Origin of the sequence: Streptomyces sp. NRRL F-5126, assembly GCF_000721265.1 — a bacterium.
Lineage (GTDB): Bacteria > Actinomycetota > Actinomycetes > Streptomycetales > Streptomycetaceae > Streptomyces.
Genome location: NZ_JOFZ01000001.1, coordinates 43033 through 57005, shown reverse-complemented (window position 1 = coordinate 57005; position 13973 = coordinate 43033). Strand labels below are relative to the sequence as shown.

At 71.7% G+C, this 13973-nt stretch carries 11 protein-coding genes; 6 read left to right on the top strand and 5 right to left on the bottom strand.

The annotated features are described in order from the left end of the window. The first annotated feature begins 34 nt into the window (after positions 1-34). Genes leuD through IH48_RS0100265 form a run of 4 tightly spaced genes read left to right on the top strand, consistent with a single transcriptional unit; the run spans position 35 to position 3619 of the window. Positions 35-547 (top strand): 3-isopropylmalate dehydratase, encoded by a 513-nt coding sequence (gene leuD / locus IH48_RS0100280; protein ID WP_051838882.1) that lies wholly within the window; start codon positions 35-37, stop codon positions 545-547. Continuing rightward, a complete protein-coding gene (locus IH48_RS0100275) occupies positions 544-1839 on the top strand; it encodes an aconitase/3-isopropylmalate dehydratase large subunit family protein (protein ID WP_030897406.1) in 1296 nt (431 codons plus the stop codon). The genes leuD and IH48_RS0100275 overlap by 4 nt, the downstream gene beginning before the upstream one ends. Further along, positions 1836-3125, top strand: coding sequence for a 3-isopropylmalate dehydratase large subunit (locus IH48_RS0100270; protein ID WP_051838879.1), 1290 nt, complete (start codon positions 1836-1838; stop codon positions 3123-3125). The genes IH48_RS0100275 and IH48_RS0100270 overlap by 4 nt, the downstream gene beginning before the upstream one ends. After that, on the top strand, positions 3122-3619 hold the full coding sequence (locus IH48_RS0100265; protein ID WP_051838877.1) for a hypothetical protein: 498 nt from the start codon (positions 3122-3124) through the stop codon (positions 3617-3619). The genes IH48_RS0100270 and IH48_RS0100265 overlap by 4 nt, the downstream gene beginning before the upstream one ends. Before the next feature lie 133 nt (positions 3620-3752). Here the strand turns inward: IH48_RS0100265 and IH48_RS0100260 are convergent, their stop codons facing one another. Beyond that, entirely contained in the window at positions 3753-4871 is a 1119-nt protein-coding gene (locus IH48_RS0100260) for a hypothetical protein (RefSeq protein ID WP_078849367.1), read from the bottom strand. 397 nt (positions 4872-5268) lie between these two features. Between IH48_RS0100260 and IH48_RS0100255 the strand changes: the two genes are divergently transcribed. Beyond that, entirely contained in the window at positions 5269-6756 is a 1488-nt protein-coding gene (locus tag IH48_RS0100255; RefSeq protein WP_158710215.1) for a hypothetical protein, read from the top strand. A 210-nt stretch (positions 6757-6966) separates the two neighbouring features. On the opposite strand, the gene IH48_RS0100250 is transcribed toward IH48_RS0100255, so the two are convergent. Beyond that, positions 6967-8187 carry an acetyl-CoA C-acetyltransferase gene (locus tag IH48_RS0100250; RefSeq protein ID WP_030897392.1) on the bottom strand — a complete coding sequence of 407 codons (1221 nt, stop codon included), beginning with the start codon at positions 8185-8187 and terminating at the stop codon, positions 6967-6969. A 339-nt stretch (positions 8188-8526) separates the two neighbouring features. Further along, entirely contained in the window at positions 8527-9510 is a 984-nt protein-coding gene (locus tag IH48_RS0100245; protein WP_030897389.1) for an SGNH/GDSL hydrolase family protein, read from the bottom strand. 249 nt (positions 9511-9759) lie between these two features. Between IH48_RS0100245 and IH48_RS0100240 the strand changes: the two genes are divergently transcribed. Further along, complete coding sequence (locus tag IH48_RS0100240) at positions 9760-11229, top strand: cystathionine beta-synthase (protein ID WP_051838873.1); 1470 nt, start codon at positions 9760-9762, stop codon at positions 11227-11229. Positions 11230-11337: 108 nt separating this feature from the next. Here the strand turns inward: IH48_RS0100240 and IH48_RS0100235 are convergent, their stop codons facing one another. Then, positions 11338-12195 carry a polysaccharide deacetylase family protein gene (locus tag IH48_RS0100235; protein WP_030897384.1) on the bottom strand — a complete coding sequence of 286 codons (858 nt, stop codon included), beginning with the start codon at positions 12193-12195 and terminating at the stop codon, positions 11338-11340. Positions 12196-12452: 257 nt separating this feature from the next. After that, positions 12453-13919 carry an amidohydrolase family protein gene (locus IH48_RS0100230; RefSeq protein WP_030897381.1) on the bottom strand — a complete coding sequence of 489 codons (1467 nt, stop codon included), beginning with the start codon at positions 13917-13919 and terminating at the stop codon, positions 12453-12455. Positions 13920-13973: the final 54 nt, after the last annotated feature.

Sequence of the window (13973 nt, the reverse complement as noted above, 5' to 3'; positions counted from 1 at the left end):
GACCCGCGCGCACCACGACAGGAGAGACGCACACATGGAAGCCGCACACCGCGTCGGCGGCCCGACGATCACCTTCGGGGAGAGCGTCAACACCGACGTCATCATTCCGGGCCGTTACCTGGTCAGCATCGACCCGGCGGAACTGGCCGAGCACGCCTTCGAACCACTGGGACCCGACGTCCAGCAGCGCCTGCGGCGCAGTCCCGTCGTCGTGGCGGGCCGCAACTTCGGCTGCGGCAGCGCCAGGGAGCAGGCCGCGACCTGCCTCATCGGCGCAGGCGTCAAGGCCGTCGTGGCGAGCTCGTTCTCGCGGGTCTTCTTCCGCAACGCGATCAACACCGGCCTGCCCGCCGTCGAGTGCCCTGACGCCGTCGACGCCCTTCAAGCCTGCGACGACCCCGGCGGCGAGATGTGGGTCGACTACCACGCGGGCACCGTCGAGACGGCCGGCCGCACCTTCACGTTCGCGCCCTACCCCAGGGGCCTGCTCGACATCCTGGAGGACGGCGGCCTGATAGCCCATCTGATGCGAGGAGCTCGGGCATGACCACAGCCGCACCCAGGACGTTCGCGCAGAAGGCGATCGAGCGGGCCTCGGGCGAGCACGGACTCGTACCCGGGCAGATCGTCGACGCCTTCCCCGACGTGTACATGAGCCACACGGCCAGCTGGCGGTGCATCCGCACCCTGGAGAAGATGGGCGTCGCCGAGCTGTACGACCGCGATCGCGTGGCGATGGTCATGGACCACATCTCCCCCGCGATGAACGCCAAGACGGCAGCCGACCACCAGCTGTGCCGCGCGTTCGCCGACCGCATGGGCATCCGGCACTTCTACGACGTCAACGCGGGCATCGCGCACATCGTGCTGATGGAGAACGGCCTCGTCAGGCCGGGGCAGTTCATCATCGGCACCGACTCGCACTCCACCATCTACGGCGCGCTCGGAGCCTTCGGCACCGGCGTCGGCTTCAGCGAGATCACCGCGGCGTGGGTGACCGGCAAGCTGTGGGTGAAGGTCCCCGAGTCGGTGCGGATCCTGATCGACGGAGAGCTGCCGGCGGGCAGTTACGCCAAGGACGTCATGCTGAAGCTCATCGGCGACCTCGGCGCCGACGGACTGACGTACTGCTCGGCCGAGTTCGGCGGATCGTACGTCACCTCGCGATCGGTCTCCGAGCGCATGACGTTCTGCAACCTGGCCATGGAGATGGGCGCCAAGAACGCGTACGTCGCCCCGGACGGCGAGACGCGCCGCTACCTGGGCGAGCAGGCGGGCGTCGACGCCGGCGCGTACGAGGTGCTGCTCCCCGACACGGGCGCCACCTACCGCGAGACGGTGCGGATGGACGCCTCGGGGCTCATGCCGCAGATCGCCGTCCCGCACACCGTGGACAACGTGGTGGGCGTCGACGAGGTGGCGGGCACGAGGCTCGACCAGGTCTTCATCGGCTCCTGCGCCAACGCGAAGTACGACGACCTCGCGATCGCGGCCGAGGTACTCGCCGGCCACAAGGTCGCCAGGGGTGTGCGCATGGTGGTGACCCCGGCCTCGGCCGCGGTGATGGCGAAGGCCTCCGCGTCCGGCGTACTCGCCACCCTGATCGAGGCGGGCGCGATGATCACCAACGCGGGCTGCGGCGCGTGCGCGGGCAACGGCGGCGCGATGGCCGACGGCGAGGTGACGCTGTCGACGGCGAACCGCAACTTCCAGGGCCGCATGGGCAGTTACGCGTCGAGTATCTACCTGAGCAGCCCGGCGACCGCCGCGGCCTCGGCCATCAGGGGAGTCATCACGCACCCGGCGGACGTCATGACGGGCGAAAGGATCACCGCATGAACCTGGCCGAGAAGATCCTCGCGAAGGCGAGCGGGCGCTCGTCCGTCGAACCCGGCGAGATCGTCGTCGCCACCGTCGACCGGCTGCTGATGCACGACCTCAGCGGCTACCTCACGGCGGACGTGTACGAGAAGAGGGTGGGCCGGCCCGTGCCGCACCCGGAGCGCGCCGTGCTGGTCTTCGACCACCACTTCAGCCCGCCGACCGAGAAGCAGGCCGAGGTGCTCAAGGCCAATCGTGAGTGGGCACGGAGGCACGGCATCAACCTCCTCGACTGCGGCAACGGCAACCTCCATCACGCCGCCGTGCGCGGCGGCTTCGTCAAGCCAGGCATGATCGTGGTCGGCTCCGACAGCCACACCCCGGTGCACGGCACGCTGGGCGCGCTCGCGATGGCGCTGGGCAACGACTCGCACGCGGGAACGGTCCTGCCGTACGGCAAGGCGTGGTTCAAGGTCCCGCGCACCGTGCGGATCGAGCTGCACGGCACCCCGCGCCCCGGCACCACCGCGCGCGACATCGCGCTGTGGCTGGTGGCGGAGATAGGCGAGGGCGAACTGAACTACGCGGCCGTCGAGTTCGCCGGTCCGTACATCAAGGGTTCCACCTTCTGGGAGCGCTGGCTGTTCCCGCTGCTCTGCGTGGACCTCGGCGCCAAGTGCAGCTACGTGGAACCGGACGAGGTCACCGAGGCCTTCGTCCGGACGCTCCCCGGCGGTCTGCCCGCAGGCCTGCCCGACGGGTTGCCGCGCGGCGACGGGGCGGGGCAGGAGGCCGCCACCGTGCTGCGTTACGACGTGGGCGAGGTGGTGCCCCTCGTGGCCTGCCCGCCCACGGTGGGCAACACGAAGCCGGTGACGGAGGTCGCCGGGCACGCGGTGCAGTGGGCGGAGCTCGGCGGCCACGGCGGGGGCCGCATCGAGGACATCCGCGCGGCGGCGGAGGTGCTGGCGGGCCACCGGGTCCACCCGCACACGCGGTTCAACATCGTGCCGTCGAGCCGGGAGGTCTTCGCCCAGGCGGACAGGGAGGGACTGGTGCTCGCCCTGCACGAGGCGGGCGCGACCTGGTTCCCGCCGAGCACCGGCTCCAACCAGGCCATCAACATGGGCGCCATGGCGTCGGGAGAGGCCATGATCTCCACCCATTCGAGGAACTTCCCCGGCCGCAACGGCAGCAGCGAGGCGGAGATGTACCTGGCGTCGGCGGCGACCGTGGCGGCGTCGGCGGTGGCGGGCGAGATCGCCTGCTCCTCAGCGGCGAAGGCGAAGGGTGGCGTGAAATGAACTTCGAGGGCCGCTGCTGGAAGTTCGGCGACAACATCCCCACGGACCGGCTCGTGAAGTCGCAGTACGTCTTCGAGCCGATGGACGTGATGGCCAGGCACGTACTGGAGGACCTGGACCCGGACTTCCCGCTGCGCGTCGCGCCGGGCGACATCGTGGTGGCGGGCCGGCACTTCGGCCAGTCCTCGGGCCGCGCCATCGCCACGAAGGCCCTGAAGGCCACGGGCATCGGCTGCGTGGTGGCGGAGACCTTCGCGCGGACGTTCTACCGCAACTGCTTCGAGGTGGGGCTGCCGGCGATCGAGGTCAGGGGCGTCACCGCGCTGGCGAACGGGGGCGACACCCTCCGGGTGGACCTCGCGGCGGGCGTCGTCACCAACGCCGCCACGGGCGAGTCGCTGAGCGGCGAGCCGGCCGACCCGTTCCTGGTGGAGATGCTGGACGCGGGCGGCCTGATCGCCCTGGCGGCGAACAGGCCCGAACTGTTCAGGTAGCGGACACGCGGTAGCGGGCACGCCCCGCGCGGAGCCGGAAACGGCGAGGCGGGCCTCCACGGGGGCCCGCCTGGTGTTTCGTGATGTGGCCGGCGCGCTGGAATGCTCGGCGCCCGGCCGGGACGCTCCGCGCCTAGAGCGAGGCGATGACGCGGTCCGCGAGGATGTAGACGTGGTCGTCGGCGGCCGCGCCGTCGACGCCGTCCTCGCCGCTGCCGCAGGAGAACGTCAGGCTGTACGCGCCCGCGACGCCCGACCCGCCGAGGAGGAACGGCGCCGCACCCTCGCGCAGGGCGCGCGCGAGGCGCTCCGCCGTCTCCCGGTGCCCGGGCGTCATGCAGAGGGTGGTGCCGTCGGTGAACATGTACACGTCCAGTGTGCCCAGCGGTCCGGGACGCACGTCCGACAGCGCGGTACGGGACTCCGCCAGCTTCCCGAGCCTGGCGACCGTGCGCTCGTGGTCCGTGACGACGGGTGTACGGCCCGGCACGAAGTCGGGGTGGGACGGGTGCCTGCGGCGGGCCGCTGCCAGCTCGGGCGAGTCCGCCGGGTACTCCGTGGACCCCGCGGACGCCGTTGCGGCGCCATCGCCGTCCAGGCTGTCCAGGCCACCCATGCCGTCCGCCCCGATCGCGGCGTCCTGGGCGGCGTCCGGGTTCGCGGACGGAAGGGGGCCGGCGAAGTCGTCGAACGCGTCGGCGACGTGGTCGAAGGCGACCTGGTCGTACGCGACCGGCTCGTAGGGCTCGGGCGCGGCGCCGTTCATGGCACCGGTGCCGCCCGGGAGGCCGGACAGGCCGGGCAGGCCGGGCAGGCCCGAGAGTCCGGGGAGGTCGTGGTCGAGGGCCTCAAGGCCGGAGAAGTCGGCCTGGCGCGGCATGTAGAAGGCCACGTCCTCGATGGACGGGTCCACTCCCGCGCCGTTCAGGCTCCCGAACGCCGTCGGGGCGTCGGCCGCGTCGCGGGCGTCCTGGGCCGCCCAGAAGGCGCGGGCCTCCGCGAGCTCACGCTCGCGCTCGTCGGCGAGGGCCTCGGCCACCGCGGTGCGTATCGCCTCCGCCGCGTCGGGCGTGACGGCCGCGTTCGCGCTGCCCCTGGCCTGCGGCACGCAGGCGCCGAGCCCGCGGCCGTTCGCCTCGGCCAGGTCGCCGCGCAACGCGGTGACCTGCTTCCGCAGGCCGTGGGCCGCGTGCAGCGCGGCCGCACCCACGGCGGTGGCGGTGGCCGTGGTCAGCAGCAAGGCAAGAGACATGGCGCTCACTCACTACTCCCAAACTCATCGGATTCCCCCGGTCTTCCTATCTCAGCTTGTCGTGCGGGCGTGGCGGCCGTCAGTGCATTACGTCACGAAATGGGCGGGTCTTTGGACCCACCGGCGGCGGCCGGGAACGCTCTGACCTGGGAAGAAGAAGAGCTCCTCGGACTTGGTCACAATCCGGGGGACGTTTCCGTCACGGCCGGGTCCACGCCGATCCGAACATCCGGAAAACGTTGTCTCACGATCACGGGTAGTCAATACTACGGACAGACGAAGTGAAGACGGGGGGATGGCGGTGGGTGTACCGGCCTTCGAGGCCCGCACGCGGAGACCGGCGGCTTCACGGCCGCGACGCACGGGCCCCGGCCCGGGCCCGGGCACCCTCAGGGGAGTGCCGCACGCGGGCGGCGTCGGACCCGCGATGGGGACGATCCAGGCGCTCGCCGGCAACCGCGCCGCGTCCGTCGTCGTGCAGCGCCTCGAAGCGGACGGCAAGGCGGCCGAGGGCAAGGCGAAGAAGTCCCGCAGCGGGCTGAACATCCGCGACCGCATCGCCGACGCGCTCGAGAAGGCCAACAAGCAGCTCGACCGCCTCGACACCTTCGTTCTGCGCGGCATGAACCCCATCGACGCCGGGCTGGCCTCGGGGGCCGCCAAGACCTCCGACGCGGCGCTCGGCAACCACGTGCACGAGGCCTCGGGCGCCGCCGCGGGCGAGATGGCCGTCACCGACGGCGTCACCGCGGTCAACGGCGTCCTCGACGCGCGCAAGGCGTACAAGGAGTCCAAGGAGAACCCGTCGGGTCCCGCGTCCCACGCCGCGCGCAAGAAATACCCCTCCAAGGCGCTCGACGCCGTCCAGTCCATGACGACGTTCGTCTCCGACAACCTGTCCGCCGCGAAGAACTTTCTGCACTCGGACGTCGTCGCGGCGGCGAGCACCGCGGAGGCCGGCGGCGGAGTGCTCGGCACCGTGGCCGGCGTCAAGAGCGTGCGCGCCACGCGGCGGGCCGGGCTGACCACACGCAAGTACCGGGCCATCCAGAAGGTCGACGTGGGGGCGCCGGTCGCCGACGAGGAGCTCGCCGAGCTCCGCGAGGCGGAGCTGGCGGGCCACCGGGCACTCGGCGATGCCTACCTCGCGCTGCAACGCTCGTACGACGAGGGGGAGGTGGGAGCCTTCGCGCAGCGGCTCGACGCCGCCATCGGCCGGGCCGGCGAAGCCATCGAGGGGATCAGCAAGGCCGCGGAGGGCCTCAAGAACGCGCAGGACACCAACACGCTCAACACCAGCAAGAACTACGCCCTTGGCAAGCAGCGCAACAAGGTCATGAAGCTGGGGGTCGGCGCGCTGGGCGACGGCGCGAGGTCGGCGGGCGCCGGCGTGACGATCGCCGCGGCCGCCACGGGGACGCTGGCGAGCAACCCGGTCGGCTGGGCACTCGCCGCGACGGCGGCGGGGCTGCTGCTCTCCGTCACCGCGTACAAGGCCGGACGCGCCGGCAAGAAGCGCTACGAGGGTGCCCGCCACCCCGAGCGCTGGGCCCCGCCGGCGGAGGAGGGCGGCGAGGCGCCCGCCGCGCCCGCCTCGCAGCGGGGGGCCCTCAAGGAGGCGCTGAAGTTCTGGAAGAAGGCCAAGCACGGCGAGCGCCAGGCCATGGCGCGCACCCTCTACGGCCTCGCCGCAGGGCCGGACGTCCCGGCAGGCAAGGGCACCTCGCCGGAGCTGCGCGCCTCGGCCAGGGAACTGCTGGTCGTCCTGAAGGCAGGCCCCGAGAAGATGCGGATGACGGCGGACGAGTGGGCGAAGTCCCTGAACGATCCGGCGCAGACCGTGAAGTGGCAGACAGAGATCGAGAACCAGCTCTCGTCGGGCTGAGGCGTCGGGGGTGTCGGGGCGCCTCGCCCCGACACCCCCCTACCCTCCGCTGCGGGCAGGTGCCGCCTTCGTACCTCAGGCGACCCCTACCCTCCGCTGCGGCTCAGCTCAGCCGCTCGTGTTGTCGGTCGCGCTGAGCTTCGCCTCCGCTGCGGGCAGGTGCCCGTCCTCGTTCCTCGGACGAACCCCTACCCTCCGCTGCAGCTCAGCTCAGCTCAGCCGCTCCAGCACCATGGCCATGCCCTGCCCGCCCCCCACGCACATCGTCTCGAGTCCGAACTGCTTGTCGTGGAACTGCAGGCTGTTGATGAGGGTGCCCGTGATGCGCGCTCCCGTCATGCCGAACGGGTGCCCCACGGCGATCGCGCCGCCGTTCACGTTCAGCTTCTCCAGCGGGATGCCCAGGTCGCGGTAGGACGGGATGACCTGCGCCGCGAACGCCTCGTTGATCTCGACGAGGTCGATGTCCGCCATCGTCATCCCGGCCCGCTTCAGCGCCTGCTTGGACGCCTCGACCGGGCCGTAGCCCATGATCTCGGGGGAGAGCGCTGTCACGCCCGTGGAGACGATGCGGGCAAGCGGCGTCAGACCCAGTTCGCGCGCCTTCGTGTCCGACATGATCACGAGCGCGGCCGCGCCGTCGTTGAGCGGGCAGCAGTTGCCCGCCGTGACCCGGCCGTCCGGGCGGAAGACCGGCTTGAGGCCCGCGACGCCTTCCATCGTGACGCCCGCGCGCGGGCCGTCGTCCTTGGCGACGACCGTACCGTCCGGCAGCGTGACCGGGGTGATCTCCCGCTCCCAGAAGCCGTTCTTGATGGCCTCCTCCGCGAGGTTCTGCGAGCGCACGCCGAACTCGTCCATCTCCTCGCGGGAGATGCCCTTCAGCCGCGCCAGGTTCTCCGCGGTCTGACCCATGGCGATGTAGGGGTCGGGGAAGAGCCCGTCCTGCCGGGGGTCGTGCCAGTCCGCACCCGTGGACTGCGCGACCTCCGCCGTGCGGGCCTCCGCGCTCGCGAAGAGGGGGTTGTGCGTGTCGGGCATTCCGTCGCTCGTGCCCTTCACGGAACGGGAGACCATCTCGACGCCCGCCGAGATGAAGACGTCGCCCTCGCCCGCCTTGATGGCGTGCAGCGCCATCCGCGAGGTCTGCAGCGAGGATGAGCAGTACCGCGTGATCGTGCAGCCGGGCAGGTGGTCCATGCCCATCTGCACGGCCACGATGCGGGCCAGGTTGTGGCCCTGCTCGCCGCCGGGGAGACCGCAGCCGAGCATCAGGTCCTCGACGTCGCCGGGGTCGAGCGCCGGGACCTTGTCGAGCGCCGTCTTGATGATGGTGGCGGTCAGGTCGTCGGGCCGCAGCTCCTTGAGCGAACCCTTGAAGGCCCGCCCGATGGGGGAGCGGGCTGCTGAGACGATCACGGCTTCTGGCATCAGAACGCTCCTGGGGCGGGGTGAGTCGGGATGTGGCGGGCGGCTCTTCTCGTCCGCTCTCGTCCACCCACCCTAAGCGGTTGCTCAGGCGACTGGGATGGTAGTTCCCCGACGGGTCGGGTCCCGAAACCGCGACGCGGATGTGCCCGGGGTGAGATGGGCCACCCCGGGCCACCCCGGTCCACCCCGGACGCGGCACCCGGACGCGGCTCTCGCGTGCGCCGCCTCGACGGCGGGTCGGCAGGGCGGGCGACCGGGGCGGCGTGGGGGGACGGTGCAGGCCGGGTCGGTAGCCCTCGCCCGGCCAGGGGGCCCGCCCGGCCAGGGCGTCCGGCCCCGTCAGGACTCCTGGCGCGCCTCGCTCGGGGCCGGCTCCTGGGCCGGGAGGTGACGCCTGCGCCGGTGCTTGAGCAGTGCCCACGGCGCACGCGCGCCCGTGACCTCCGTGCCGCCGCGGGACGCCGCCTCCGACGCCGCCTTGGCGACCGGCAGCATGTTCTCGTCGCGCAGCACGTCGAGCCTGTCCGTCTCCGGCCACAGGTCGAGCGACGCGCAGACCGTGGGCAGCACGGCCATCGCCGCCGTCGCGTAACCGTCCACGGACGGGTGATAGTGGTCGGGCCCGAACATCTCGCTCGGGTGCGCCTCGAACTCGGGGCCGAGCAGGTCGCCGAGCGACACCGTGCGGCCGCCCTGCTCGACCGTGACGATCGTCTGCGCCGCCGCGAGCTGGCGGCTCGTGCGCCGCGCGAGCCAGCGCAGCGGCTGGTACACGGGCTCGACCGTGCCGAGATCAGGGCACGTGGCGACCACCACCTCCGCCCCCGCCGTCCGCAGCCGCCGCACCGCCGCGGACAGGTAGCGCACCGACTGCGTCGGCTGCATGCGGTGCGTGACATCGTTGGCGCCGATCATGACCACGCAGACGTCAGGCAGCCGCGACGGGTCCGACAGCATCAGCGTCACCTGCCGGTCCAGGTCGTTGGAGCGCGCTCCCGGGAGCGCCACGTTCACCAGGTCGACCGGCCGCTCCGCCACCGCCGCGAGCCCCGAGGCGAGCAGCGCCCCCGGCGTCTGCCCGACCCGCCGCACCCCCTGCCCCGCCGCCAGCGAGTCCCCGATGAGGCCGATCCGCAGCGACTGCGCCTCGCCGAAGGCGAGCCCGTACCAGCCGCTGCCGTTCGCCGGGATCGGCGCGTCCGGAACCCCCACACGGCGCTTCGCGAGCTGGACCTCCGCCAGCACCACCCCCATGCCGGCCGCCCCCAGCAGGCCGATGCTTCCGCCTCCGAAAGCCGCGCCCGCCGCGATCCGCCGTGCCACCCTCGCTCTCGACACTGTCCGAGCCACCTCCTCCTGCACACACGCATGTACACCGCATATCTGCCCGCCGCGCGGCACCTCGTCAACGACATCAACGGTCGAAATCCGACCTGTATGCCTGAACGCGGCCGCCGTCGTGCCTAGGCTGCCGTGTCCAAGGCCCGTACGCCCGTACGCAGGCCGTGTCTAGGCTGTCGGGGACCATCTCGGAGATCCCGATGGCAGCCCCGGACAAACCGGAGACAAACGGTGCAATTCCACGATTCGATGATCAGCCTCGTCGGCAACACCCCGCTGGTGAGGCTGCGCAGCGTGACCAAGGGCCTCCAGGCGACGGTCCTGGCCAAGGTCGAGTACTTCAACCCCGGCGGTTCGGTGAAGGACCGCATCGCACTCCGCATGATCGAGGCCGCCGAGCGCAGCGGCGAGCTGCGCCCCGGCGGCACGATCGTGGAGCCGACGAGCGGCAACACCGGCGTCGGCCTCGCCATCGTGGCCCAGCAGAAGGGCTACAAGTGCGTCTTCGTCTGCCCGGACAAGGTCTCCACGGACAAGATCAACGTCCTGCGTGCGTACGGTGCCGAGGTCGTCGTCTGCCCGACGGCCGTCGACCCCGACCACCCCGACTCGTACTACAACGTCTCCGACCGGCTGGTGCGTGAGACGCCCGACGCCTGGAAGCCCGACCAGTACAGCAACCCGAACAACCCGCGCTCGCACTACGAGACGACCGGGCCCGAGCTGTGGGAGCAGACGGACGGCCGCATCACGCACTTCGTGGCGGGCATCGGCACCGGCGGCACCATCTCGGGAACGGGCCGCTACCTCAAGGAGATCAGCGCGGACCGCGCGAGCGGTCCTGTCCGGATCGTCGGAGCCGACCCCGAGGGGTCCGTCTACTCGGGCGGCTCGGGGCGCCCGTACCTGGTGGAGGGCGTCGGGGAGGACTTCTGGCCGACGGCCTACGACCGCACGGTGACGGACGACATCATCGGCGTCTCCGACAAGGACTCCTTCCAGATGACGCGCCGCCTCGCCAAGGAGGAGGGCCTGCTCGTCGGCGGCTCCTGCGGCATGGCGGTCGTCGCGGCGCTCAAGGCCGCGGAGGGGCTCGGGCCCGACGACGTGGTGGTCGTGCTGCTGCCGGACAGCGGGCGCGGCTACCTCAGCAAGATCTTCAACGACGAATGGATGAACGACTACGGATTCCTGGAGCACGGCGGCGGCGCCACGGTCGGCGACGTGCTGCGGCACAAGGAGGGCGCGATCCCGACGCTGCTGCACATGCACCCGGGCGAGACGGTCGGCGAGGCCATCGAGGTGCTGCGGGAGTACGGCGTGTCGCAGATGCCCCTCGTGAAGCCGGGCGCCGGGCACCCCGACGTGATGGCCGCCGAGGTCGTCGGCTCCGTGGTGGAGCGAGAGCTGCTCGACGCGCTGTTCGCGAAGCGCGCCACCCTGACAGACGCGCTGGAGTCGCACATGTCGCCGCCGCTGCCGCAGGTCGGCTCGGGCGAGCCGGTGGCCGACCTCATGGCAGCGCTGAGCGGCACGGGCCGGGACGGCGCGGACGCGGCGATCGTCCTCGTCGAGGGCAAGCCCACGGGCGTGGTGAGCAGGCAGGACCTGCTGGCGTACCTGTCGGCCGGCACCGGCACCGGCACCGGCGCGGGTGCGGGCGCGGTCGCGGGCGCCGGGGCCGTGACGCCGGTCGCGTAGGGCGTGGCCGCCGCCCCTCTCACGGGGTGCGGCACTCTCGCGCGCACTGCCCGTCCCCGGTGGGGGCGGGCAGCGGCGTGCCCGCCCCGTGCGGCCGCGCGGGCGGCGTCACGGCTTGTCGGGGCGGTAGACCTCGCCCGGCTTCGGCTTCGCCGGCCACAGGAGCTGGGAGACGGTGACGACGGTGTACCCGCGGTGGTCGAGTTCGGCCAGGATCCCCGGGAGGGCGGGCGCGGTGCCCGGGTAGATGTCGTGCAGCAGGATGATGCCGTCGCGCCGCGTCTGGTCGATGACGCGCTTCTTGATGACGGCGGAGTCCTTGGTCTTGTAGTCCTTCGCGGTGACGCTCCACAGCACCTGCGACAGGCCCAGTTCGCGGCAGACCTTGGTGACGTCCTCATTGGTGCGGCCCTGCGGCGGGCGCATCAGGGTGGGCGCGGTGCCGGTGATCTTCTTGACCGCCTTCTGGTTGAGCTCCAGCTCCTTGCGCGCCTCGGCGGGCTTGACCTTGGTAAGGATCTTGTGGGTCCAGGTGTGGTTGCCGATCTCCATGCCGGCGGCGGCCTCCTGGCGCACCAGCTCCGGGTGGACGAGCACGTGGTTCTTGCCGAGCGTCATGAAGGTGGCGTGGGCGTGGTACTTCTTCAGCGCCTTGAGGACGGCGGGCGTGTACTTGCTGGGGCCCGCGTCGAAGCTGAGGGCGACGCACTTCACCTTGCGGCAGTCCACGGCGCCGGGGCGGCCGGCCGCGAGGGTCGCGGCCTCGGCGGCCGAGCTCCCGGAGGCCGCCGGCGGCTTGGCGGCCGCGCTGCGGCCGGCGCTCCCGGCCGCGTCGCGCGCGTCCTTGGGTGTCATCACCGGGTACGACGCGCCGCAGGCGCTCAGAGCGGGGACGAGGCACCCCGCTACGGCGATGCCGGCGACGAGCCGGGCCGCGGCCGAGGGCATGGATATGTGCTGGGACATGGGGCTGCTTCCGTATTTCCGCGAGGACATGGCGAGGCGGCCCCCGAACGGGGCTCGCTCGCTTAGTCATGGGCATGACAGATGACCGGAGGAGCGGCCGGCCGGGGACCGGCTTCCTCCGAGCCAGTGCAGTGCCGTCGCGGTGCCACCTGGTCAAGGACTATACATGGTGCGTATACACGTAGTGCATAGTGGCCCGCGGGAACGCGGAGGCCCACCGCATCCGGGGCGCGGCCCCCGAATGCCGTGGGCCCGTGTCAGTTCTGGTGGGTCGACCCGTCGGCGTACTTCGTGTACGTGTACGGGTTGTCGAGCACCTTCGACTCCGGGATCTCCGGGCTCATCCCGGCCGCCCACTCCTCCTCGCCGAGCTCGGCGCGTATGTACTCGACGGTCTGCTCGACGGCACGGCGCGCCTTGGCGAGGCCGGTGCCGATGAGACGGTGGCCGTACTTCACCGGGCGGCCGTTGACGAGCACGGTGTGGACGTCGCCGCGCTGCGCCTGGAAGACGACGTGGCCGTAGGCGTTGAGGATCGGGAACATCGCCGGGGACTCGTCGTTCTTGAGCAGGACGATGTCGGCGCGCTTGCCGGGCTCGATGCTGCCGACCAGGTGGTCCATGCCGAGCGCGCGGGCGCCGCCGCGCGTCGCCCACTCCACGACCTCCTGGGCGCGCAGCGCCACGTGCGTGACGGTGTCGCCACAGGCGTGGGCCTCGTGGTGCTCGCGTGCCCGGTCGGCCGAGAGTGTCGAGCGCATCGCGGCGAACGCGTCGGCGCTCCACCACATGCTGGTGTCGACCGAGAGGGAGACCGGGATGGAGTGGCGGCGCAGCGCCCAGCTCGACGGGTAGCCCTGCCCGCAGCTGGCCTCGCTCTCGGCCGACACCGACGCTGACCCGCCGGTGGCGGCGATGCGCTGGTAGGAGTCCTCGCTCAGCGTCGCCGCGTGGACGTAGACGGTCTCGGGCGTCATGAACCCGTGCTCGTGCATGAGGCGTATGCCGTTGTCGTTCGTGGCGCCCCAGACGCCGGCGTGCGTGGTGACGGGCACGCCGAGCTCGCGCGCCACCTCGAAGGCCGCCTTCTCGGGGAAGGCCGGGTCGCCGGTGACATCGAACGCGAGCTGGAAGCCGAGCATCTCCGAGCGCGGCATGCGCCGCTCCACGAAGCCGCGGAACTCGGGCGAGGCGGTCCACTCCCACGGTCCCGCGTGAATGTCGCCGTACGCGAAGACGAAGCGCCCCGGCACTTCTTCGAGGGCGTCGACCGCCGCTTCGGCGTGGTCGACCGTCACGAGCCCGTGCGACCAGTCGACAGTGGTGGTGACCCCGGCGTCGATCGCCTCGATCGCGCTGAGGAGGTTCCCGGCGTAGATGTCCTGCGGCCGGAACCGCTTGCCGTGCTCCAGGTAGTTCCAGACGAAGTACTGCGTGAGGGTCCAGTCGGCGCCGTATCCCCGCATGGCGGTCTGCCACATGTGGCGGTGGGTGTCGATCATGCCCGGCATGAGGATGCCGCCGGTCGCGTCGACCTCGACCGTGCCTTCGGGTGTGGCGAGGTTCGTGCCGACGGCCCTGATCGTGTCGCCGACGACGAGGACGTCACCGTCGGTCAGGGCCGTGCGCCGGTCGTCCATCGTCAGCACGTGGCCGTGGCGGAAGACCACCGCCGGGGCGTCGGCGATCTCGCTCGCCGCGGGTGCGCCAGGTATGGGTGCCATGAGCTTCTCTTTCGGGGAGTGCAGGTGTGGGTGGATGCCCGAGCGGTCGCGACG

What these genes read in the sequence shown, in the direction of transcription:
- IH48_RS0100250 (WP_030897392.1), bottom strand. Translation starts at nt 8,187, where the DNA reads ATGCCAGAAGCCGTGATCGTCTCAGCAGCCCGCTCCCCCATCGGGCGG.
- IH48_RS0100235 (WP_030897384.1), bottom strand. Translation starts at nt 12,195, where the DNA reads ATGTCCCAGCACATATCCATGCCCTCGGCCGCGGCCCGGCTCGTCGCC.
- leuD (WP_051838882.1), top strand. Translation starts at nt 35, where the DNA reads ATGGAAGCCGCACACCGCGTCGGCGGCCCGACGATCACCTTCGGGGAG.
- IH48_RS0100270 (WP_051838879.1), top strand. Translation starts at nt 1,836, where the DNA reads ATGAACCTGGCCGAGAAGATCCTCGCGAAGGCGAGCGGGCGCTCGTCC.
- IH48_RS0100275 (WP_030897406.1), top strand. Translation starts at nt 544, where the DNA reads ATGACCACAGCCGCACCCAGGACGTTCGCGCAGAAGGCGATCGAGCGG.
- IH48_RS0100260 (WP_078849367.1), bottom strand. Translation starts at nt 4,871, where the DNA reads ATGTCTCTTGCCTTGCTGCTGACCACGGCCACCGCCACCGCCGTGGGT.
- IH48_RS0100230 (WP_030897381.1), bottom strand. Translation starts at nt 13,919, where the DNA reads ATGGCACCCATACCTGGCGCACCCGCGGCGAGCGAGATCGCCGACGCC.
- IH48_RS0100265 (WP_051838877.1), top strand. Translation starts at nt 3,122, where the DNA reads ATGAACTTCGAGGGCCGCTGCTGGAAGTTCGGCGACAACATCCCCACG.